The organism is Salinivibrio sp. IB574 (genome assembly GCF_001996205.1).
In the GTDB taxonomy this organism is placed as follows: Bacteria; Pseudomonadota; Gammaproteobacteria; order Enterobacterales; family Vibrionaceae; genus Salinivibrio; species Salinivibrio proteolyticus.
The window spans coordinates 25,719-48,161 of record NZ_MUFN01000027.1; the positions used below are offsets into that span (position 1 = coordinate 25,719).

Below are 22,443 nucleotides of genomic sequence, written 5' to 3' on the forward strand. Positions count from 1 at the left end.
CGAGATGATAGAAGCAACATTGCCAAGAATGTTTCCTCGCCTTATACGCAAACATATAAATGTGTAGCCAAGGATAATTAATGAAAATTGCCGTTGCAGGAACAGGTTACGTCGGGTTGTCGAATGCCATGCTACTGGCGCAACACAACCAAGTGGTTGCCCTTGATATCGTAGAAGAGAAGGTCAACCTGTTGAATAACAAGCAGTCGCCGATTGTAGACGCGGAGATCGAGCGTTTTCTGAAAGAAAAACCGCTCGATTTTGTTGCGACGCTAGATAAAAAACAGGCCTATCAAGACGCTGATTTTGTTGTGATCGCAACACCCACTGATTACGACCCCGAAACCAACTACTTTAACACCAGTTCAGTTGAGGCGGTTATTCAGGATGTGATGGCGGTTAATCCGGATGCGGTGATGGTGATCAAATCGACTGTCCCGGTCGGCTACACTGCAAGCATTAAAGCAAAATTTGGTTGCGATAATATCCTCTTTTCGCCGGAGTTCTTACGTGAAGGCAAAGCGCTCTACGACAATCTCTATCCTTCACGTATCATTGTCGGTGAAGACTCAGATCGTGCGCGCACCTTTGCCAGCCTGCTGCAGCAAGGGGCGATCAAAACAGATATCCCGCTACTACTTACGCACTCTACCGAGGCAGAAGCGGTCAAGCTCTTTTCCAATACCTACCTAGCGATGCGCGTTGCGTACTTTAATGAGTTAGATAGCTATGCCGAGTCTCATGGTTTAGATGCAAAGCAAATCATTGAAGGCGTCGGGCTCGACCCACGCATTGGCGATCATTACAACAACCCCTCGTTTGGCTACGGTGGTTACTGCCTGCCGAAAGATACTCGCCAACTTCTTGCTAACTACCAAGATGTGCCCAACAATATTATTCAAGCGATTGTCGATGCGAACACCACTCGCAAAGATTTTATTGCCAATGCGATTATCAAGCGCGAGCCCAAAGTTGTAGGTATATACCGTTTAGTGATGAAAGCAGGGTCAGATAACTTCCGCGCCTCGGCGATCCAAGGAATTATGAAGCGCATTAAAGCGAAAGGGATTGACGTTATCGTTTATGAACCTGTACTTGAAGAGCAAAGCTTCTTTAACTCCGAAGTGATCACTGATCTGGATAGCTTTAAACAGCGCGCGGATGTGATTGTTGCCAACCGGATGGTCGACGAAATTCGAGACGTAGCAAGCAAAGTCTACACTCGTGATCTGTTTGGCGAGGATTGAGGGAAAAACCACAGTACGGGCTCGGTCTGCTCTTTCCGTACTCCGTAAGCGAAGCGCTCTGTATTCCTATTCTTGAATACCGATGACGGAATACAGAGTACGGAAAGAGCAAAGGCCCCGATGCGAGCACGAGGCTGCTTTTTCTAGTCTCTAGAAGCGAAGCGTCTAGTCTCTTTCCGTATTCCGTATTCCGTATTCCGTAACCTTTCCCTAGGACCCTAGGATCTTCCTCTCTTTCCGTCTTCTCCCTCGCAAAACTCTCTTAACACCATACAACTCAACCATCGACCTTACGTATCCTCACTGTACATTCATAATCCGTGGATGATGTTATGTTATTTATCACCAGCCGCATTCCTGAACAGGGACCGAAAAGTGAGGCCAGCCGTTGGTTGAGTTTTGATCATCAAAACACCGATATATCGAAATGGGTGTATTTTTGCCAGCGTGCGGGACAGGGTGAATATCAAGAGCTGACAGCGGCGCCGTTTATGGCGAGATTAAAAGCCTTACCCACCCAAACCCAGATCCTCTTTTTACTTCATGGCTATAACAATCACATGGAGCGTCATGTTTTTCCGATGGCCCACACGCTTCAGGTTCAATTTGACAGAATTGCACCCAACGCCATTATGGTCGTACCGATCATCTGGCCCTGTGATGACGATGGTCGGCTCGGCATGATTGATGATTACTGGGACGATCAACTGGCAGCCACGGCATCTGGTCTGGCTTTTAGTCGCTTACTGGCGATGTTTGATGAATGGCGTCGCGCTCCAGAACAACAAGCGAGCCCCTGCAAGCGAAGTATGAATATACTGGCGCATTCTATGGGAAACCGAACCTTAATCAGTACCTTTCACCATTGGCATCAACACGTGGGGCTGGATACCATGCCACAATGGTTCCGACATATTTTTATGGTGGCGGCGGATGTTGATAATCAAGCCTTAGAACCTCAGCAGCCGGGCAGATCTGTGCTGGATGCGGCTAAACAAGTCCACATTTATTATGCTGCAGATGATTTAGCCATGGCTGCCTCCAAAGTGGTCAATATGCGTCATCGCACCATCACTCGGCGTCTGGGGATGACAGGGCCAGAAAACCTTGATGTGTTGCCCGCTCACAAGGTGACGGTAACCGACTGCGATGCCTTTAACGACCAATTCGACCCAAGCTGGGGACACACTTACTTTCTTACCGACGACAATGGCCACCCAAGCCCATTGATAGAACAAATGATGAATAAGATGATAAGAGATTGAATACGGGAAGGAGCAGACCGATGCGAGACAGCCTGCTCTTTTCCGTATTCCGTAAGCGCAGCGCTCCGTATTCCAATTCCCGAATACCGATGACGGAATACAGAGTACAGAAAGAGCAAGAACTCTGATGCGCGCACGGTCTGCTCTTTCCCGTATTCCATAATCTTTTCCCAAGGACATCACCATGCCCAATACTTCCATCGATAACGACATCCTCACCGTCACCCACCATGGCGGCTATCATACAGTGACGGGCTCATGCCATCAGCTAGATATTAGACCGAGTGGTTTGCGTTTGTTGATTGATTGCGGCCAATACCAAGGTGACGAAGCGCGAGAGGCGAGAGTGCACCTCAATGGCAAAGGTATCGATGCGCTTATTCTTACCCATGCGCATATTGACCACTGCGGTTTGCTGCCTTGGTTGCTGGCGGCGGGTTTTTCTGGACCCATTTACTGCACTGAAGCGACGGCGGCACTGGTGCCACTGTTGATTGATGATACATTAAAACTGCAATTGAACATGCGGCATGGCGATCGCCAGCGGATACTAGAGCGTATTAGCCAGTTGATAGTTTACCTACCTTATAATACTTGGCACCGACTAAAACCAAAGCAGAAAGGGCATTCAGCGACGTATTTGCGCCTTCAACCCGCCGGGCACATTTTGGGTTCAGCGTATGTGGAGTTAAAACTGCCTGATGAGCGGCGCGTGGTGTTCTCAGGAGATTTAGGCCCAAGCAATACGCCACTATTACCCGATCCTAAACCGCCTGCGCGCGCAGACATTCTCTATCTCGAATCCACTTATGGAGACAAAACACATCAATCCGTCGCGACGCGTTCACAGCGGCTCGAGGCAATTATTCAGCATTCATTGCAAGATGGAGGTGCGATACTGATCCCCGCATTCAGTGTGGGTCGTACCCAAGAATTGCTCTTTGATATCGAACAGCTGATTTATCAAAAGCAGCTAGATAATGCGCTTCCTATTATTCTCGACTCCCCCATGGCCCAACAGGTCACGCGCCAATATCGCCACTTCAAAAAACTGTGGAGCAAAGAAGCCAACGCTAAACTGAATCAACACCGCCATCCGTTAGCGTTTGACCAATGCATTACCATTGATGCACACAGCCAACACCAAGCGCTAGTGAATCGCCTCAAACAGACCGGAGAACCCACCATTGTGGTGGCCGCTTCCGGCATGTGCCAAGGCGGGCGGATCATGAACTATTTGAATGCATTACTCCCTGACCCGCGCACGGACGTTATTCTGGCCGGCTACCAAGCCCAACACACCCTAGGGCGTGAGCTTCAACAAGGAAACAAGCACGTTTGGATAGACAACGAAGCAATAAACGTTCAAGCCCAAATTCATACTCTATCGGGCTACTCAGCCCATGCTGACCAAACCGACTTAGTCAACTTTGTGCACGGCATTCAGCCTCCCCCCGAGCAAATCCACCTTATTCATGGTGAGCCGAGCAGCCAGCAGTTACTGCGCGCGAAGATAGAGAGAAAGCCGATCTCAGTATTATAAAACCTAGGGATAGATATCGAACAACGGAAAAGAGCAAAAAAACACCACACTAAAAGCTTCCCCCCGACTTTTCATCGCTAACCCTTTTGCCGCTATGCGTTAGCAAGTAAACTCATGAGCGTATAATTTATTCGTAGCAATGCGCATAAAGGATGCCAGATGTTAGCTAAGCGCATGGGGGGGCGATACCTCATGGCGGTAGCATGGCGAAAGGTTGGTTAAAAAGTGTACTCTATTAACAAGGTTATTCACAGGGGATAAGGCAGTAATATGTCAGTATTACAACAAAAAATGACGCATTTAAAACAGCTAGAGGCCGAAGCTATCCACATTATGCGTGAAGTGGTTGCAGAGTTTGATAACCCAGTGATGCTTTATTCCGTTGGGAAAGACTCTTCTGTGATGCTGCACTTAGCAAAAAAAGCCTTTGCGCCAGGCATTCCTCCATTTCCACTAATGCACATTGATACCACATGGAAGTTTAAAGAGATGTATCAATTCCGTGACCGAATGGCAGAAAAAGCGGGAATGAAGCTGATTGTGCATCAAAACCCTGATGGGTTGGCAATGAACATCAGCCCTTTTACACATGGAAGTGCAGTGCATACTGACATCATGAAAACCCAAGGCCTGAAGCAAGCACTGGATAAATACGGGTTTGACGCAGCCTTCGGTGGAGCGAGACGAGATGAAGAAAAATCACGTGCCAAAGAACGAGTATACTCGTTTCGGGATAAGTATCACCGTTGGGATCCAAAGAATCAACGACCTGAGTTGTGGCACATTTACAACGGAAAGATAAAAAAAGGCGAGAGTATCCGAGTCTTCCCCCTTTCTAATTGGACTGAGCTTGATATTTGGCAATACATCTACCTAGAAAATATCGAAATACCTGGACTGTATCTTTCCAAACCACGCCCAGTTGTGGAGCGTGATGGGACGTTAATCATGGTCGATGATGAGCGCATGCCTTTAGCTGACGGCGAAGTGCCAGAATATAAAATGGTAAGATTCCGAACACTAGGTTGCTACCCATTGACTGGTGCAGTGGAGTCAGAAGCAACGACACTGACGGAAGTGATCCAAGAAATGCTTTTGACCACGACATCAGAGCGTCAAGGTAGAACTATTGACCATGATAGTGCGGGCTCCATGGAGAAGAAAAAACGCGAAGGCTACTTTTAAAAGGCCAAAAAGATGGTGTTAACTGCACTGGTATTAGTTGGTTTAATTATTATGCTGGTGGTGACGAAGCGACCAGCAAGCCATAGTTTTGTACTCGCCACGGCTCTGCTTATTATAGGTGGAGAGGTCAGTATACAAACTGCGCTCAGTCATGTCATAAATTCCGGTATTGTCACTCTTATTCTCCTTATGCTTGCCGCTATCGTACTAGAACGTACATTACTGTTAAATACACTGGCAAAGCATATCTCTCATCCTAGTTACCTTGTCAGTTTGCTTAAACTAGGGGGGGTAAGTGCTGTGGCATCATCATTGCTCAATAATACCGCTGTCGTCGCGACGATGATGCGAGCGGTAATTAAATCGCAATTGCATGCGCCACAGCGCCTTTTGATCCCCTTGTCTTATTTTTCGATCTTGGGGGGAACACTCACCTTGATCGGGACGAGTACGAATTTAGTTGTAAGTGGGCTTGTTGTTACCCAAGGTGGCCCTAGCATTCACCTGTTTGACTTTTTACCCATTGGCGTCGCGCTAGTACTTGGCTGTGGTGCGATGATTTTCGTGGTAAGCCAGTGGTTACCACAACAAGTAAAAAGTCCACAGCTAGAAAGTCAGTACTTCATTGAAGTCCGCGTTGAGCCCAATAGTCCTTTAATTGGCAAAACGGTAATCAAGAATGGTTTACGCGCATTGGATGGTTTGTTTCTAGCGGAGATCATTCGTGGTGATACCTTAATGTCACCAGTCAAGCCCGATGATGTTTTACAGCCCAACGATAGGTTACTATTTAGTGGTGATGTGCGTTGTGTCCAGCAGGTTACGGCTATGCCAGGGTTGACCACATTTGATAAAAGTGATTTGCCGGCCAACAATGTACGAGAAGTGTTGGTCAGCCCTGAATCAATACTGATCGGGAAAACGCTAAAACAAGTTGGCTTTCGCGCTCGATTTGATGCTGCCGTCATTGCGCTCTCACGCGAAGGTAAAATCGTTAGTGGTAAATTGGGTAACAACCCCATTCAAAGCGGCGACAAACTTGTTCTCGCCGTCGGGCCAGACTTTACACGCCGTCAAAATTTGACGCGCAATTTCTTTTTGCTATCAGATTACCAAACTTACACTCCTCTTGGCATCAGACAAAATATCTTTGCTATTGGCGGATTTTTCGCCGCAATAGGCGCAGGGGCACTGGGGCTGTGCAGCCTTATTGAAAGCCTGGCGTTGTATTTAGTGATTATGCTAGGGCTTGGTGTTGTGGAGAGTAGCCAACTGCGCCGTCGGTTCCCATTTGAGCTTTTGACCATACTGGTGTGCGCGCTGTCTATTGCAACCGCTGTACAAACGAGTGGCTTAGCACAAATGCTAATTACATACTTTTTAGCCGACATTAATGGTTTACCGCTAAGCGTTATACTCGTTGGCTTAATTATTTCAACGGTTCTTCTAACCGAGACAATGACGAATACCGCGGCGGCGGCGTTGATGATACCGATTGCACTTAGCATTGCGGATAGTTTAAGCCTTAATGCAATGCCTTGGGTTATGGCGGTTGCCTATGCAGCGAGCGCATGCTTTATCAGCCCTTTTGGTTATCAAACTAACTTAATGGTCATGAGTGCTGGTGAGTATCGTCCTACCGATTTTATCCGTGTAGGTTGGCCAATTACGCTTACATATATCGCCATCGTGACAATATTGATCCCGATTGTCTTCCCTTTTCATTCTGTGTGAGTGCCATGACCAAGATATCGACACATGCCACAAATATTACTTGGCATAACAATAGCGTGCCCCCACAAGCAAGGGCCGAGCTTAAACAACAAACGCCAGCAGTGCTATGGTTCACCGGTTTTAGTGGCTCCGGAAAGTCCACGATTGCGAATGCGGTTGATCATCAACTACTCATGGCTGGTGCGCATAGTTATCTACTTGATGGTGATAATGTTCGGCACGGTTTAAATCATGACTTGGGGTTCAGCGCGTCGGATAGAGAAGAGAATATTCGTCGCATTGGGGAAGTCGCCAATTTATTTGTCGACGCTGGGATAATCGTGCTCACTGCCTTTATCTCACCATTTCGAGCTGACCGAGAAAAAGTACGTGCTCGCATGGGTCATGCGGCGTTTATTGAAGTGTTTGTTGATACGCCACTTTCAGTCTGTGAAGCTCGCGATCCTAAGGGGCTATACAAAAAAGCCCGTGCTGGTGAGATCCCAGATTTTACCGGTATCGATTCTGCTTATGAGCCACCACTGGCACCTGAAATTCATTTACGCACAGACCAAGACGACATTCAAACTTGTGCGCAGCAGGTGATGAACTACCTAAAATCACACAATTATATTAATACCGCGTTACCAGAGGGGGCGATTTAACCGATGCATTACGATGTCTTTAATGGCGACGCGGATGGCATTTTAGCCTTGTTGCAATTAAGAAAAGCCGCGCCACTGACAAGCACGCTAGTCACAGGGGTTAAACGCGATATTCAGCTACTTAGTCACGTGGCACAGCAATCGGATGTGTCGGGTGTCACTGTGCTTGATATCTCGATGGAGAAAAACAAATCAGCCCTTGAAGCGCTTATCAGACGACAGATCCCTGTTTTTTATTGCGATCACCATCGAACAGGGGAGATACCCGTTGCGGATAACTTCACTGCACTTATTAATACCAATGCAAATACCTGTACGAGCTTGCTAATTAACCGACATTTAGGTGGCCGCTATGCTGCATGGGCGGTAAGTGCTGCCTATGGCGATAACATGGTGGCAGCCGCTGATGCACTTGGTAAAAAGTATGGCTTTAACATGAACCAGCAACAGTTCTTAAATGAGCTAGGTGTGCTGATTAACTACAACGGTTATGGGGCGACTGAACAGGATTTGCTATTTGCGCCGGCGCACTTGTTTCAAGTGTTAATGAACTATGATTCTCCTTTTGACTTACAAGCCGACAGCAACTCGCCATTTTACCAATTACAAGCGGGTTACGCCGCCGATATGGCCAAAGCACAGGCAGTAACGCCAGAGCATACATCAACAGAAAGCGCCATCTACTGTTTACCCAATGCTTCTTGGGCAAGGCGTATTAGCGGCGTGTTCGGTAACCAATTAGCCAATCAAACGCCTGATAAAGCCCACGCGATACTAACACTGAACCCGAATGGAAAAGATTACACCGTCAGCGTACGAGCACCGATTAACCAGCGCGATGGCGCCGATGAGATCTGTGGGCAATTTCCCACAGGCGGTGGTCGCAAAGCAGCGGCCGGAATTAATCAACTCCCAATATCCGAGTTAGTTACTTTCATCGATGCGCTGAATCAGTATTACAGGAAGCAATAAACTATGTCCCACTCTTCAGATTTAATCAGCAAAGACATTGAAGCTTACTTGCAGGTTCATGAAAACAAAGACCTACTTCGCTTTCTCACCTGTGGTAGCGTGGATGATGGTAAGTCCACCCTGATTGGTCGTTTACTTTACGATAGCAAGTTGATCTACGAAGATCAGATGGCTGCCATTGAAAAAGATTCGCAAAAATTCAACACGACTAACGAAGCGTTTGACTTGGCGTTGCTAGTGGATGGTCTGCAATCAGAGCGAGAGCAGGGCATTACTATTGATGTGGCATATCGTTACTTTTCGACCGACAAACGAAAATTTATCATCGCGGATACGCCTGGGCATGAGCAATATACTCGTAATATGGTGACCGGTGCTTCAACTTGTGAGCTGGCGATTGTGATGGTGGACGCACGCCACGGAATTCAAACCCAAACGCGACGTCACAGCTATATTTGTAGCTTATTGGGTATTAAACACATCATTGTGGCTGTGAATAAGATGGATTTGGTGAATTATGACCGAGAAATCTATCAGCGTATCAAAGCAGATTATCGTGATATGGCAAAGCACTTCACCGTGGATGATATTCGTTTTGTGCCCATTTCTGCACTCAAAGGCGATAATGTTGTTACGCCAAGCGAACACATGGATTGGTATCCTGGCGCCACGTTGATGAAGCTGCTTGAGACAGTAAAAGTCGCCCAAGATAAAGACACAGAACACATGCGTTTTCCTGTGCAATACGTGAATCGACCCAATCTTAATTTCCGCGGTTATTGCGGCACATTAACCTCGGGTACGGTGCGCGTTGGGGATAATGTGACAGTGCTACCGTCAGGTAAAAAATCAGTGATTGCCTCGATTTATACCTACGACGGTGATCGAGAGTGTGCGTATCCAGACAATGCCATTACCGTAACGCTTGAAGATGAAATCGATATTTCTCGCGGCGACATGTTAGTCCATACCGGCCACGAACCTACTGTGACAAATCAATTCAGCGCTCATGTGGTTTGGATGGATGAAGTGCCATTACGTACACACAAAGATCTTTGGGTCAAATTCGCCACTTATACAGCAACAGGGAAAGTAACAGGGATTCAGCATAAAGTTGATGTGAATACGCTCGACACCCACGCGTTGGATAGTGAAAGCTTGGCATTAAACGAGATTGCCTTAGCGGACTTTACCCTGACTGAAAAGACGCCAATAGACAGTTACCAGTACCTCCCTAAAACAGGCGCTTTTGTGTTGATTGATCGTTACACAAATCTCACTGTTGGAGCGGGTATGGTTCATAGTGTTAATCAGCAGGATGAGCTCGAGCCGTCGCAGAGAGAATACACTGACGCTGAAATAGCATTAAACGCATACATTCGAGAGTACTACCCAGAGTGGGGGTGTGTTGATATTAAAAATCAAGGTCTATGATTTTTCTCACTAGGTTATACCGTAGCCATAAAACATAATTATCGTGATCCCTCCCACAGCTTTATCATTGGAATTGATGAGTAAACAATCAAATCAATAGGTTATGGTGAGTTTGACCTAACTTTAACTTTAAATAGTGTCTCAGCAATGTAGAATACGTCAGACATTTGACGCATTGCTGTGGGCGATCAATCAGAAAAGTCTGATTTTTGGGTGCTCTGTGCTCAAATACTCCTTGCGTAACAAAGTGGCAACTAAAACGAGTAAAAATGCGCGTGGGAGGAGCGACACCTCATGGCGGTAGCGTGCCTAAATGATAATCATAGATGCCGCGATGCGCCTTTCTGACCTAACGAGTAACGTTATTACATATACCCATGAAATGTTCAAAATGGATGAACCGAGTATTCCCTTACTTAGGCGGCAGTCGAACAGTGTCCCTATTGATGCTGTTGATCAGCGCGCAAGCAGAAGCCTCTCCTTGGTTGGAAGCGAATGACCCATTTTTGCGTGCAGATCTAACGGCGCTTTCTGATGCAGGTCGACTGCATGCACCAATCAATCATTATCCACTTCGATGGTCTAGCTTTTACGATGACACAGTGCCTAATACTGGCAGTCAGCCTGTATCGTCTCGAGAGAGGATGCTCGACACCGCGCGTAATCACATTCGTTATCGCGCGCATTCAGCCAAGCTCAATCGAGCGCCTATTGGGTTTGATCTTGAAGTCGCTAACGACGCGGCAATGACTGATCCTGGTTATAGCGATACGCCAAAGCATCAATGGCAAGTGGCGAGCTACTACCAAAAAATGGATCATAAATACGCGTTTAAAGTCGCTAATCAGTATCGAGAAGATGGGCAAGGTAACAAAGACTATACATGGCAAGACTCTTACTTTGCCCTCAATGATGGTCGTTGGTTGTTTACAGTTGGCACTATGCCTAAATGGTGGGGGCAAGGTTGGCAGCACACGTTAATCTGGGGAACCAGAACAGAAGCCGCACCGAGTGCCAGTATTAGTTATCTTGGTAACGCCATGCCGATATTAGGGTTTTGGTCAATCGAGGCTGTCTATGTCCTGCCACACAAAACCGGTTACGATGCCCACGCTGCTGTTCGTTTTATTAGCCAGCCGATTAGTTCATTGCAATATGGCCTTAGTTACCAGCAATGGACGGAACCAAAACAGTATATGCAACAGAGTGAGCAATGGGCCATTGATGCAAAGCTTGCGTTACCAAGTGGTGAGCTACCCTTAGCCCATGCTATATACGGTGAACTGGCTAGTAACTATTCAGCGACAGCACCTGCCGTGAATTTACTGGGTTGGAGTGGACAAACAGAGCTTTACGGGCAGAGTGTCAGGGTAGCGATTGAGCATCTCTCTACCATGACGCACTTTGAAGATGATTTATCTGATACACCAGCGCGTGATGGAGACTTATCGTCCCGTCAGCGCGGTGGTAACAGCACAAGTTATGGACTCGACAATAGTCAATCCATTGCTTTGTATGGCCAGTTCACCAATGATCATGCTATGTCGTTGTCGGCGGCCAATAAAGAGCAAAATCAACAGACTTGGCATGAGATCGAAGGTACGTACCATTTTCCGTTCTTTAACGGGCGGCTTACTCTTGGATTAACGAACACTGATGCGCCTATTAATAATAGTAGCGACACTCGCGTGTGGAGCCAGTATAAGCTTCGCTTTTAAGCCGACTCATGTCTTATTCATTACACTAACAGCAGAAATGGAATCCATCTTGTCATGTTAATGTCTCACCTAGGATTAATCTTACGCCAGCCCGTAAAGTGCGGTGTGCTGATTATAACGGCCTTTATGCTAATCAGTGTAAAGGTAACAGCCGCCCCTTCGCTATCGGCGAGTCAACTACAGCAACTGCAGCAATTGTCACCCGCGCAGCAAAAGCAATTGGCGAAGCAATATGGCATTGACCTATCAATGCTTCAGCAAAATAGCGTGACTGATAAAAGAGACAGCAGCGCGACGCCTGCTGTTCCTCAACGTGTGACTGGAGCGCCACTAACAAGCTCGTCAAAACAAACAAACGCGACAGATAAAAAAGGTGAAGACTCGCTAACGCCGTTTGGTTACGATTTTTTTGCGGGTCAACCCCTATCAACCACGGTGGTTGATGATTTACCTCTTCCTAACGACTACCTAATTGGCGCCGGTGATACCCTTGATATTCAAGTGTTTGGTAAAGAGAACCAGCAATATCAATTAACGGTTAAACGTGATGGCAGCATCCATTTCCCTAAATACGGCCCTATGCCTATTGCAGGTTATACCTTTGGGGAAGCACGTGACAAAATACAAGCCATGTTTGCCGAGCGTGTTATAGGGGTAAATGTTACTGTTGATATCGGTGCGATGCGTACCATGCAAGTGTATTTAACCGGCGATATCAAACAGCCGGGTGCGTACACCGTCAATGGATTAACAACAATAACGCAAGCACTGATCGCAAGTGGTGGTATCAAAGAAACAGGCTCGTTGCGAGCAATACAATTAAAACGTAGTGGTAAAATTGTTAAAACACTAGACCTTTACGATCTGCTACTGCGTGGCAATAGCCAAGATGATATACGTTTACTCAAAGGCGATACGCTTTTTGTCCCAGCACGCGGCCCTCAAGTCAGTGTTGAGGGTGAAGTCTTGCGGCCAGCTTACTATGAGCTAACCGCAAACAGTAAGACCTTGGGGGATGCGATAGCCATGGCGGGAGGTACCTTACCGCAAGGTTATTTAAGCAGCGTGAGTGTTAAGCGACAAACCGAAACAGGGAAAAAACAGTTTAATCTTGACCTTACCACACGCCAAGGCCGAAACTTTGCTCTCAAAAATGGCGATCAAATTGTTATCGCCAAAAGTGCTGGTACTTTGGATAACGCGATTGTGTTACGTGGAGAAGTGGTTAGGCAAGGGGCATTCAAATATACGCCAAACCTAAAACTTAGCGACATATTGGGCGACCCTAAGCGTACGTTAAAACCAAGTGCAGATCTTAACTATGCGCTGGTGGTGCGCGAGCGTGATGCTAATCGGCATATTGATACCTATCAGTTCTCAATTAATCAAATTATTGCCGATGCGAATAGCGAGCAAAACATTACACTACAACCTAAAGATCAGATATTTATCTTAAGCAATGGGGTTGATAGTGAGTTCTGGGACGATGCTGACATCAATGCTGAAACAAAACAGCAACAGCAACAGCAACAGCAACAGCAAAACAATAGCCAGGCATTAACAACCACAGCGATTGATGTCGAAACTGGTGCTGAAATTGACCTGCAACAACGTAAACAAGCGGAGCGCTTTGTTGACAATATTACCGAAACGGTCGATGAGCAAAAGCGTACTACTCGAGAAGCTGAGCTATTACCGATCATTGAGCGATTGAAAGATCAAGCGACTTACGACCAAACCGCGCGTGTTGTAGAGGTGAGCGGAGCCGTCAAATTCCCAGGCGTATACCCATTATCTAAAAACAGCACTTTTAACTCGTTGATTCACGCTGCGGGTGGACTTGCTGAGTCTGCTTATGTACAGCAAGCTGAAATCACCCGTCGTGAGATCATGAATGGCAAACTTACTGTTCGTCATTATCCCGTTGATGTCAGTGCGATGCTGGCAAACAATACCAAAGGCTTTGTAGTACAACCACAAGATCGGATTAATATCAAAACCAAGCCAAACTGGCACAAAAACAACACTGTGGAGCTACAAGGCGAAGTCCGTTTCCCTGGTGTGTATGCCTTTGAGCGTGGTGAAACGCTACAAGATGTGATTGAACGCGCAGGGGGATTAACGCAATTCGCTTATCCGAAAGGCGCGGTATTTAGCCGAGAGCGTTTAAAACGCCAAGAGCAAGAGCGCCTTAAAATGCTCAATCGCCAACTGCAGCAAGAGATTAGCAGCTTAGCACTGCGTCGCCAAACAACCAGTGCGCAATACACTACGAGCCCAAGCGAGGCACTAAAACTTGCTGAAGAGTTGCAAAACGCAGAGGCGGTAGGCCGTATGGTGATTTCACTCCCTAGAGCACTTAGCGGCGATCAAGTGGCAAATATTATGGTTGAAGGTGGCGACAAGCTATATGTACCACCTAAGAACCCTGTCATTAGTATTATGGGAGAGGTTCAGTTCTCTTCAAACCAATTGTTTGAGCCCGGCATGACGGTGAGTGATTATCTTGAGCGTGCTGGTGGCACAAAGCAACAAGCTGATAAAGATCGTATTTACGTAGTAAGAGCTGATGGTTCAGTGATGTTACCCAACAATAGCTTTTGGTTTAGTCGTAACCAAAAACAACTCGAACCCGGTGACACGATCGTTGTGCCCATTGATACTGATTACCTAGATGGATTAAGCACAGCCTCGACCGCCACGCAAATTCTTTATCAACTTGGCGTAGCATGGCAAGCGGTTAAAGACTAAAGCGGGGAAGAGCAGTCTCTTGATCGAATTGGTTTTTGCTCTTTCCGTACTCTGTATTCTGTATTCTGTAACCGGTATTTGGAAGTTGGAATACGGAGCGCTTCGCTTACGGAATACGGAGAAGAGCAATAACCGCAGTGCACGCACTGACTGCTTTTTAATAACAGGGATTCTTAGATAAGGACATCTATTGAGATTTAAAAAGTTAAAAGTCTGGCAAAGCGCATGTCGTTTATCTTGTGAGATTTACAAGACGATGCGTGCCTGTAACGACTATGGCTTTAAAGATCAAATTACTCGCTCTGGTTTATCGATACCGTCGAACATCGCAGAGGGTGAAGAAAGAGAGTCTGTTAAAGACCAACTGAGGTTTCTCAATATTGCAAAGTCGTCAACGGCGGAGCTTATTACTCAAATTTATATAGGCATAGAGATTGGATATATAGAAAGAACGGCAGGTTTAACTTGGATAAATGATGCTGAAACCATTGCAGCGAGTATCGGTCGGTTATCCAAAACAAAGCAAACGCGGATAAACGAAGCCCCCGCTGACTATATTTGCCCCGATAACTAGTCTTTTTCTGTATTCTGTATTCCGTATTCTGTAATCATTGAATTAAACTTATGAACTCAAATTTAAAACAACACTACCAATCTCCCCCCATACCACCAATGGCAGCCGATGATGAAATCGACCTCCGTGAACTATTTGCCGCATTGTGGCAAGGTAAATGGTTAATCATTGCGGTGACATTTGTATTTGTCGTGGCTGGAGTGGGGTACTCGCTTCACCTTCCAAATATCTACAAATCTGAAGCCTTGCTCGCACCGGCTAATGAAAAAAGCGTAGGCGGATTAGCCAGCATGGCAGATCAACTTGGTGGTTTAGCGTCTCTTGCTGGCGTAAATCTCGGCAGTAATGGTGGTAGTGAGACGCAAATTGCACTCGCGACATTAAAATCACGCCAGTTTATTAGCGAATTTGTACATGCAAATCAGCTAGAAGTGCCACTAATGGCGGCTGAGGCGTGGGACCAAGAAACGGGCGAATGGAAAATCGACTCTGAGCGTTATAACCCTGAGACAAAAACGTGGTTAAAGCCTGAAGGGGCGCGGGTAAACAAACCTGCAGCGCCCACCGATTGGGAGCTTTATAAGGCGTTTTCTAAGTTTCTATCTATTAACGAACAAAAAGACAACGGCTTAGTCACCATTAGCTTTGAGTCAGAATCACCAATAATGGCACAACACGTGACAGAAAAGTTGGTTGCCGCGATTAATGCGCGAATGAAAGCTGACAAACTACAAGAAACCAACACCAACATCGCCTATTTGCGTCAGCAGTTAGAAAATACAACCCTGACCCAAATGCAGAACGTATTTTACCAGTTGATTGAAGAGCAAACCAAAACGCTGATGCTGGCCGAAGTGCAAGACGAATTTGTGTTTAAAACCGTGGATCCTGCCATTGTCCCTGAGGAAAAAGCGGGTCCTAAACGAGCGTTGATTTGTATACTGGCAACGCTACTGGGCGGTATGCTCGGAGTTGCGATTGTGTTAGTGAGGTTTGCGTTTAGGCAAGATGAAGAATAAGACGCTTCGCTTTTGGGAACAAAGAGACGAGACGCTTCGCTTCTAGAAGCTAGAGACTAGGAAAGACAATAACGTCTGCGCATCTGGGCTCTTGCTTTTTCTGTACTCAGTAATCTGTATTCGGGAGTGGGGTACAGAGCGCTTTGGTACGGAATACGGAGAAAAGCGAAAGAGTTAATAGCTGCACGGTATGAATTCTGCGTATTTTGAACTAATACACTGGCAACCCGATGTTATATTGAAAGAAGATACATGCCGAACTAGAGTCGATGAGCGAGCAGAAGTCCTTGCGCGATGAGCAAAATGTGCTGAGCGACCATAGTAGGACGCCTTTCATGACTCAGATGTTCATGCCATTCTCGTGACTAAAAAATGATTACCAATAAGAATAGGTAGCTAATGGATAATATTTTAAAACTCATCGGTCGTGAGGAAGCGCTTTTTTCCTCGGATATTGCAAACGCAAGTGCTGAACTTGAGCGGATTGTCGCTTCATCGCGCTTTCTCGTTTTGGGTGGCGCAGGCTCGATTGGTCAAGCGGTCACTAAAGAAATCTTCAAGCGTAACCCTAAAAAGCTGCATGTTGTTGATATTAGCGAAAACAATCTGGTCGAGCTAGTAAGAGATGTACGTAGTGCAATTGGCTATATTACGGGTGATTTCCAAACGTTCGCGCTTGATATTAGCTCGCTTGAGTATGATGCATTTATTAAAGCTGACGGTCAGTACGACTACGTCTTAAACCTGTCGGCACTCAAGCATGTTCGGAGCGAAAAAGATCCTTTCACGTTGATGCGAATGATTGAAACCAACGTATTTAACACCAATAAAACTGTTGAGCAAGCGGCCAAAATGGGTGCGAAAAAATATTTTTGCGTCTCTACCGATAAGGCCGCGAACCCAGTCAACATGATGGGGGCATCAAAGCGTATTATGGAGATGTTCCTCATGCGCAGTAGTGAAAAGCTCCCCATTTCAACTGCACGCTTTGCCAACGTGGCATTCTCTGACGGTTCCCTGCTTCATGGCTTTAATCAGCGATTGCTTAAAAAACAGCCCATTGTCGCCCCCAATGATATTAAGCGCTATTTCGTTACGCCTCAGGAGTCCGGTGAACTTTGCTTAATGTCTTGTATTTTTGGTGAAAATCGTGACATCTTCTTCCCCAAGTTGAGTGAGTCTTTACACCTCATTTCTTTCGCCGATATTGCTATCAAATACCTAGAGTATAGAGGCTATCAACCCCACTTATGCGACAGTGAAGAAGAAGCGCGAGCGCTTGCGAAGACCCTTCCTGTACAAGGTAAATGGCCTTGCCTGTTTACTGAGAGCGACACCACGGGTGAGAAGGACTTTGAAGAGTTTTTTACTGATAACGAGACGCTAGATATGGCTCGTTTCCAAAATCTTGGCATCATAAAAAATGAACCACATTATCAAAATGCGTTGTTAGCCCTTTTTGAAGCAGAGATCGGCGAGATGAAGCGGCAACAGTCGTGGACGAAAGCGGACATTGTTGCCTTGTTTTTTAAGATGATCCCGGGCTTTGGGCATAAAGAAACAGGTAAATACTTAGATGGAAAAATGTAAGGTGCACCATGGCGTCCAACCAGTTAGTTGAGTTTGTGCGGGATCTCTATCAAACCAATGAGTTTATTCCGCTTCATGCCCCGACATTTCACGGCAATGAAAAGGCCTATGTGACCGATACCATTGACAGTACATTTGTCTCCAGTGTTGGTAAATATGTGACGCAATTCGAAGAGCGTGTCGCGCGTTTTACCGGGAGTCCCCGCGCTGTCGCAACGGTGAACGGTACCGCGGCGCTGCATACGGCATTACATATTGCAGGCGTAGCACGTGGTGATTTGGTGATCACGCAAGCGCTGACCTTTGTGGCAACCTGCAACGCCGTCTATCACATGGGCGCAGACCTGTTATTTATTGATGTGTCGCCCGTTAGCTTAGGACTTTGTCCAAAAGCCATGGATCGCTACTTACAAGAACATGCTGAGTTAACCGAGCAAGGCTGTATTCATCGAGAAACAAAACAGACTATTAAAGCCGCAGTGCCAATGCACACCTTTGGTCACCCCGTCGAACTTGATGAGCTGGTGGCAGTGTGTGAAAAGTGGCATATCGCGCTGGTAGAGGATGCAGCGGAAAGTTTAGGCTCATACTACAAAGATAGACACACTGGCACCTTTGGGCTGTGCAGTGCACTCAGCTTTAATGGCAACAAAATTATCACAACCGGTGGCGGGGGAATGGTGCTGTGCGCTGATGAGGCCGTTGGCCAGAGTGCGAAGCATGTCACCACAACAGCCAAAGTGCCGCATCCTTATGAGTTTTATCACGACGAACCAGGGTTTAACTATCGGATGCCAAATTTGAACGCAGCACTAGGCTGCGCACAAATGGAAGTATTAGAAAGCTATTTAGCCAAAAAGCGTCACCTTGCACAGCAGTATCAAGCCTTTTTTGCCAATAGCGATGTAAGGTTTATTACCGAACCTGCGTATGCCTCATCAAACTATTGGTTAAACGCGATTTTGTGTCCTGATCAGGAAACCCGAAATACCATGCTTTCTGAGACGAACAACGCCGGGGTAATGACACGGCCTATTTGGCAGTTGATGCACCGATTACCGATGTTCAAGGATTGTATAACCGCAGATCTCAGCATCTCTGAGTGGTTTGAAGCGCGTTTAGTTAACTTACCAAGTAGCCCAGTGGCATGAAGAAAGAATTGATTTTAGTCGGTGGCGGCGGGCATTGTGCATCATGTATCGATGTGATTGAGTCTAGCTCTGAATACCAGATCCTTGGCATTCTTGATACACCAGCCAACCTTGGAAAAAAGATTCTAAATCACACTATTATTGGCACCGATGACGATATAAAAAAATACACACAGCAAGACTGCTATTTTTTACTTACCGTCGGTCAAATTGAAAGTGCGTCGCTGCGTATTAAGCTCAGTAGCATCGTTACTCAAAATAATGGTAAGTTGGCCACTGTTATCTCTAGGCGAGCGTATGTCGCCGATTCGGCGTTGGTTGGTGCAGGAACGATCGTGATGCATGATGCTGTGGTCAATGTCAACGCAAAGATCGGTGAAAACTGTATAATTAACACTAAATCGCTGATAGAACACGATTCTGAAATCGGCTCCCACTGCCATGTTTCAACCGGAGCGATACTCAATGGTAGCGTTAAACTCGGAAATGAATGCTTTGTGGGTAGTGGTGCCATTGTCGAACATGGTGTGACAGGAGCGGATGCTTTATTTATCAAAGCGAACTCAATGTATAAGAGAAGTAAAAATGAATATAGATGATCTATCTGTGTATCCTGATAATACGCTTTTTATGGCACTCAATAAAATGGATGCGATTAAAAAAAAATTACTGATTATCAAGAACGAACAAGGTCAGTATATTGGTTTGCTTTCTATCGGTGATATTCAGCGTGCTATTATTAAAGGCCATCAACTTAGCGACGCTTTAGGCAATATCAACCATGATGATAAAGTGGTTGCGACTACCTTAGATTCGATTGATTGTATCAAGTCTTTAATGCTGTCCATGCGGGCAGAGTTTATGCCGATACTAGATGAACAGTCAGAAATTAAAGATGTGATCTTTTGGGAAGAGATTTCAGAGCGCGATGAGCCGCTGGTAAAAATAAAAAATAAAGTCCCAGTTGTTGTCATGGCCGGTGGCAAGGGGACTCGCTTGAAGCCAATCTCGAATATACTGCCTAAACCATTAATTCCAATTGGTGAAAAAACCATACTGGAAGAGATTATTCATCGCTTTAAATCTGCTGGTTCAGAAGATTTTTATCTGTCGGTTAATTATAAAAAAGAAATGATCCAATACTATTTGGAGAGTGTCAATACAAAGGTGGAATATTTCTCAGAAGATAAACCATTAGGTACAGCGGGTTCACTTAGCATACTAAAGGGGAAATTAAACAGTACTTTTTATGTGACTAACTGTGATATATTGATCGATCAGGACTTGAACGAACTATATAAATATCACAAAGAAAATAAAAATGATATTACATTGGTGGCTGCACTTAAAAACTTTTCTATTCCATATGGTACCATTGTCACTGGTGAAGGTGGTTTACTGTTAGAAATGCAGGAGAAACCTAACTTTTCCTTCAAAATAAACACCGGAGTTTATATTTTAGAACCACATATTTTACAAGAAATTCCAGACAATACGTTTCTTCATATTACTGATTTAATTGAAAATGTTAGAGCTGCTGGAGGAAGAGTTGGAGTTTTCCCAATTAGTGAAAATTCCTGGCTTGATATTGGTGAATGGCCTGAGTATATGAAAACAGTTTCGAGGCTATCAGATGAAGATAGTTTTAAAGGTCTGAAATATGAATAAAAAACTGCTTTTAGGTAATCCTAATTCTATCTTCATAAGAGAAATGATAAGTGAGTTGAAAAAACTCAATCAAAATCTTCAAGTGGATTTGATTCTCAGCAAAAGGCATCAAGTCGGTAAAATATCAGCCGATAATGTTTATAACTTTATTCCAGATTCTGAAGTTTCTTTATATAAACTTTTTGCTTTCTACTTTAGTTTTTATAAATGGTTTTTTTCGAGCAACTCAAAGTACAAATCAATAGATGTTCACTTTGTAAATATATACTATCTACCAATTTTACCGCTATTGAAATTGAAGTGTGAGAGCCTGAATTTAGTTTTTTGGGGCTCGGACCTATTAAGGTGCAAATATCAAAAACTGTTAGGCGTCATGATAGGTATGGCAGATGTTATTAACATTTCCTCGGAAAATATGAAGCGAGAGTTGGTCAGTAAATTTTCCAATAGTCTTAAAGGAAAGCAAATTACAATCAATAGATTTGGCAGTTTGTCTCTTGATCTGGTCGACAAGGTTAATAAAGCAGATGCCAATAATGACAACTGCTACTTTTATGAATCATTAAATAAGTTTGATAACAAGACCATAGTGACCATTGGTTACAATGCTTCAAGGGCACAGCAGCACTTGAAGGTGATAAAGACCATTAAAGATAAGTGTCATGTCGATAGTTATGTATTTGTGTTCCCGTTCACTTACGGTGTCGAAGACAGCAGTTATATCAATGAAATTAAGGCGGCAACAGAAGGCTTAAATGTTGTTTTCTTAGAAGAATATATGACAGATTTTGAAATTGCCTACTTGAGAATCAAGACAGATATATTTATACAAGTTCAAATTACAGACGCTTTTTCAATGTCAATGCAAGAACATATGTATGCCGGAAATAGAGTTATCACCGGAAGTTGGCTAAAATATGACGAATTAAGCAGTGAAAGAACGGTTTTTGAACAGGTTGATTCGATTGATGAAATCGGCGGGCTGCTAGATAGGCCACTCTTGTCGGTTGATGAGAAGAATCATAATAGAAACATCATACATAAACTGAGTAACTGGACTTCTGTGATTGATGGGTGGGAAAGACTTGGTCGCAAATAACAGTTACGTTAAGCATGTTCTGGCATTAATGACAGGTACAGCGTTAGCGCAAATTATTGTTTTTATTTCATCTGCATACTTAGCGAGAATCTACACGGCTGAAGATTTTGGTAACGCTGCCGTCTTTATTTCGATAACTACCATGATTTCCACCTTCATTCATGCTCGATATGAACAGGCGATCCTGCTACCGAAGTTTTCTAAGCATGTGGATTACCTAGTTCATATCAGTATGATGATTGGTGTTACTCTTTCAATCATGCTCTTTATACTTATTGGCTTGTTGGATTTTTCCCTATCCACTTTCTATGGGGAAAAGGTGATAGCAAATTATTACTATCTTCTGCCTATATCCGGCTTGCTGGTTGGTTCGTTTAATCTTTTTTCTAATGTAGCAAACAAGGTCGGAAAGTTTAAGTTAATTGCAAATGCTAATTTGGTCAAAGCTCTATTTTTGGTCGCGCTGCAAATAGCTTTCGGTTGGATGGGGTTTAGTGAAGAAGGTTTGATTTTAGGTGCGGTCGTCTCATTCTTAGCGGGTGTGCTGTGTTTTATCTATTTTATTAGCAGCATAAATTTTCGTCTCGCTACTAATTACTACACTAAATATTTAGCCATAATAAGAAAATTTATCGATTTTCCTAAGTATCAAGTTTTTCATGCGGTCATAAACTCTTTTTCAGCGAGCCTACCAATATATAGTTTTCAACTGCTATTTTCATCGGCAGTTGTCGGTTATTACTCTATGAGCCTGAAGTTAATTATAGGCCCACTGTTTATGGTTTCAGAGGCATGCTCACGAGTTTATACTAAAAAGGTCACTGAGTTGGTTAATAATAAGGCCGATTC

The 22,443-nt window shown here is 44.9% G+C and carries 18 protein-coding genes; all 18 read left to right on the forward strand.

The window, feature by feature from the left end; all coding sequences use genetic code 11:
• Window positions 1-80: 80 nt before the first annotated feature.
• Entirely contained in the window at window positions 81-1,247 is a 1,167-nt protein-coding gene (locus BZJ17_RS13185; protein ID WP_077641036.1) for a nucleotide sugar dehydrogenase, read from the forward strand.
• A gap of 332 nt (window positions 1,248-1,579) precedes the next feature.
• Window positions 1,580-2,512: an alpha/beta hydrolase gene (locus BZJ17_RS13190; RefSeq protein WP_077641037.1), complete on the forward strand. Its 933-nt coding sequence runs from the start codon at window positions 1,580-1,582 to the stop codon at window positions 2,510-2,512.
• A 184-nt stretch (window positions 2,513-2,696) separates the two neighbouring features.
• Entirely contained in the window at window positions 2,697-4,055 is a 1,359-nt protein-coding gene (locus BZJ17_RS13195) for an MBL fold metallo-hydrolase (RefSeq protein ID WP_077641038.1), read from the forward strand.
• Window positions 4,056-4,325: 270 nt separating this feature from the next.
• The gene (gene cysD / locus BZJ17_RS13200) at window positions 4,326-5,240 is read left to right on the forward strand and encodes a sulfate adenylyltransferase subunit CysD (RefSeq protein ID WP_077641039.1); all 915 of its coding nucleotides are present in this window, start codon (window positions 4,326-4,328) and stop codon (window positions 5,238-5,240) included.
• Between the two features lie 12 nt (window positions 5,241-5,252).
• Window positions 5,253-6,974: an SLC13 family permease gene (locus BZJ17_RS13205; RefSeq protein WP_077641040.1), complete on the forward strand. Its 1,722-nt coding sequence runs from the start codon at window positions 5,253-5,255 to the stop codon at window positions 6,972-6,974.
• Window positions 6,975-6,979: 5 nt separating this feature from the next.
• Window positions 6,980-7,618, forward strand: a complete 639-nt coding sequence (gene cysC / locus BZJ17_RS13210; protein ID WP_077641041.1) for an adenylyl-sulfate kinase — start codon at window positions 6,980-6,982, stop codon at window positions 7,616-7,618.
• Between the two features lie 3 nt (window positions 7,619-7,621).
• The gene (locus BZJ17_RS13215; protein ID WP_077641042.1) at window positions 7,622-8,590 is read left to right on the forward strand and encodes an acetyltransferase; all 969 of its coding nucleotides are present in this window, start codon (window positions 7,622-7,624) and stop codon (window positions 8,588-8,590) included.
• Window positions 8,591-8,593: 3 nt separating this feature from the next.
• Entirely contained in the window at window positions 8,594-10,024 is a 1,431-nt protein-coding gene (gene cysN, locus BZJ17_RS13220; protein ID WP_077641043.1) for a sulfate adenylyltransferase subunit CysN, read from the forward strand.
• 395 nt (window positions 10,025-10,419) lie between these two features.
• On the forward strand, window positions 10,420-11,742 hold the full coding sequence (locus BZJ17_RS13225; RefSeq protein WP_157893193.1) for a capsule assembly Wzi family protein: 1,323 nt from the start codon (window positions 10,420-10,422) through the stop codon (window positions 11,740-11,742).
• A 105-nt stretch (window positions 11,743-11,847) separates the two neighbouring features.
• Complete coding sequence (locus BZJ17_RS13230; RefSeq protein WP_347230982.1) at window positions 11,848-14,493, forward strand: SLBB domain-containing protein; 2,646 nt, start codon at window positions 11,848-11,850, stop codon at window positions 14,491-14,493.
• 190 nt (window positions 14,494-14,683) lie between these two features.
• Window positions 14,684-15,067 carry a four helix bundle protein gene (locus BZJ17_RS13235; protein ID WP_077641045.1) on the forward strand — a complete coding sequence of 128 codons (384 nt, stop codon included), beginning with the start codon at window positions 14,684-14,686 and terminating at the stop codon, window positions 15,065-15,067.
• 50 nt (window positions 15,068-15,117) lie between these two features.
• Window positions 15,118-16,086, forward strand: a complete 969-nt coding sequence (locus BZJ17_RS13240; RefSeq protein ID WP_077641046.1) for a Wzz/FepE/Etk N-terminal domain-containing protein — start codon at window positions 15,118-15,120, stop codon at window positions 16,084-16,086.
• A gap of 399 nt (window positions 16,087-16,485) precedes the next feature.
• Window positions 16,486-17,676 carry a UDP-N-acetylglucosamine 4,6-dehydratase gene (locus tag BZJ17_RS13245; RefSeq protein ID WP_077641047.1) on the forward strand — a complete coding sequence of 397 codons (1,191 nt, stop codon included), beginning with the start codon at window positions 16,486-16,488 and terminating at the stop codon, window positions 17,674-17,676.
• A gap of 8 nt (window positions 17,677-17,684) precedes the next feature.
• Window positions 17,685-18,827 carry a LegC family aminotransferase gene (locus BZJ17_RS13250; protein ID WP_077641048.1) on the forward strand — a complete coding sequence of 381 codons (1,143 nt, stop codon included), beginning with the start codon at window positions 17,685-17,687 and terminating at the stop codon, window positions 18,825-18,827.
• Window positions 18,824-19,426 carry a NeuD/PglB/VioB family sugar acetyltransferase gene (locus tag BZJ17_RS13255; RefSeq protein WP_077641049.1) on the forward strand — a complete coding sequence of 201 codons (603 nt, stop codon included), beginning with the start codon at window positions 18,824-18,826 and terminating at the stop codon, window positions 19,424-19,426. The genes BZJ17_RS13250 and BZJ17_RS13255 overlap by 4 nt, the downstream gene beginning before the upstream one ends.
• Window positions 19,413-20,495 (forward strand): nucleotidyltransferase family protein, encoded by a 1,083-nt coding sequence (locus BZJ17_RS13260; protein WP_108743823.1) that lies wholly within the window; start codon window positions 19,413-19,415, stop codon window positions 20,493-20,495. Before BZJ17_RS13255 ends, BZJ17_RS13260 begins: the two co-directional genes overlap by 14 nt.
• Complete coding sequence (locus tag BZJ17_RS13265) at window positions 20,488-21,594, forward strand: glycosyltransferase (RefSeq protein ID WP_077641050.1); 1,107 nt, start codon at window positions 20,488-20,490, stop codon at window positions 21,592-21,594. The genes BZJ17_RS13260 and BZJ17_RS13265 overlap by 8 nt, the downstream gene beginning before the upstream one ends.
• Window positions 21,566-22,443: oligosaccharide flippase family protein (locus tag BZJ17_RS13270; protein ID WP_077641051.1), on the forward strand; the 878-nt coding region annotated here is incomplete at its 3' end. The genes BZJ17_RS13265 and BZJ17_RS13270, both read left to right, overlap by 29 nt.

Bases quoted from the DNA above. Each gene is read 5' to 3' on its own strand.
- BZJ17_RS13240 (WP_077641046.1), top strand. From the start codon at position 15,118: ATGAACTCAAATTTAAAACAACACTACCAATCTCCCCCCATACCACCA.
- BZJ17_RS13215 (WP_077641042.1), top strand. From the start codon at position 7,622: ATGCATTACGATGTCTTTAATGGCGACGCGGATGGCATTTTAGCCTTG.
- BZJ17_RS13255 (WP_077641049.1), top strand. From the start codon at position 18,824: ATGAAGAAAGAATTGATTTTAGTCGGTGGCGGCGGGCATTGTGCATCA.
- BZJ17_RS13245 (WP_077641047.1), top strand. From the start codon at position 16,486: ATGGATAATATTTTAAAACTCATCGGTCGTGAGGAAGCGCTTTTTTCC.
- BZJ17_RS13265 (WP_077641050.1), top strand. From the start codon at position 20,488: ATGAATAAAAAACTGCTTTTAGGTAATCCTAATTCTATCTTCATAAGA.
- BZJ17_RS13185 (WP_077641036.1), top strand. From the start codon at position 81: ATGAAAATTGCCGTTGCAGGAACAGGTTACGTCGGGTTGTCGAATGCC.
- BZJ17_RS13190 (WP_077641037.1), top strand. From the start codon at position 1,580: ATGTTATTTATCACCAGCCGCATTCCTGAACAGGGACCGAAAAGTGAG.
- cysC (WP_077641041.1), top strand. From the start codon at position 6,980: ATGACCAAGATATCGACACATGCCACAAATATTACTTGGCATAACAAT.
- cysD (WP_077641039.1), top strand. From the start codon at position 4,326: ATGTCAGTATTACAACAAAAAATGACGCATTTAAAACAGCTAGAGGCC.
- BZJ17_RS13225 (WP_157893193.1), top strand. From the start codon at position 10,420: ATGAACCGAGTATTCCCTTACTTAGGCGGCAGTCGAACAGTGTCCCTA.
- BZJ17_RS13260 (WP_108743823.1), top strand. From the start codon at position 19,413: ATGAATATAGATGATCTATCTGTGTATCCTGATAATACGCTTTTTATG.
- BZJ17_RS13205 (WP_077641040.1), top strand. From the start codon at position 5,253: ATGGTGTTAACTGCACTGGTATTAGTTGGTTTAATTATTATGCTGGTG.
- cysN (WP_077641043.1), top strand. From the start codon at position 8,594: ATGTCCCACTCTTCAGATTTAATCAGCAAAGACATTGAAGCTTACTTG.
- BZJ17_RS13250 (WP_077641048.1), top strand. From the start codon at position 17,685: ATGGCGTCCAACCAGTTAGTTGAGTTTGTGCGGGATCTCTATCAAACC.
- BZJ17_RS13195 (WP_077641038.1), top strand. From the start codon at position 2,697: ATGCCCAATACTTCCATCGATAACGACATCCTCACCGTCACCCACCAT.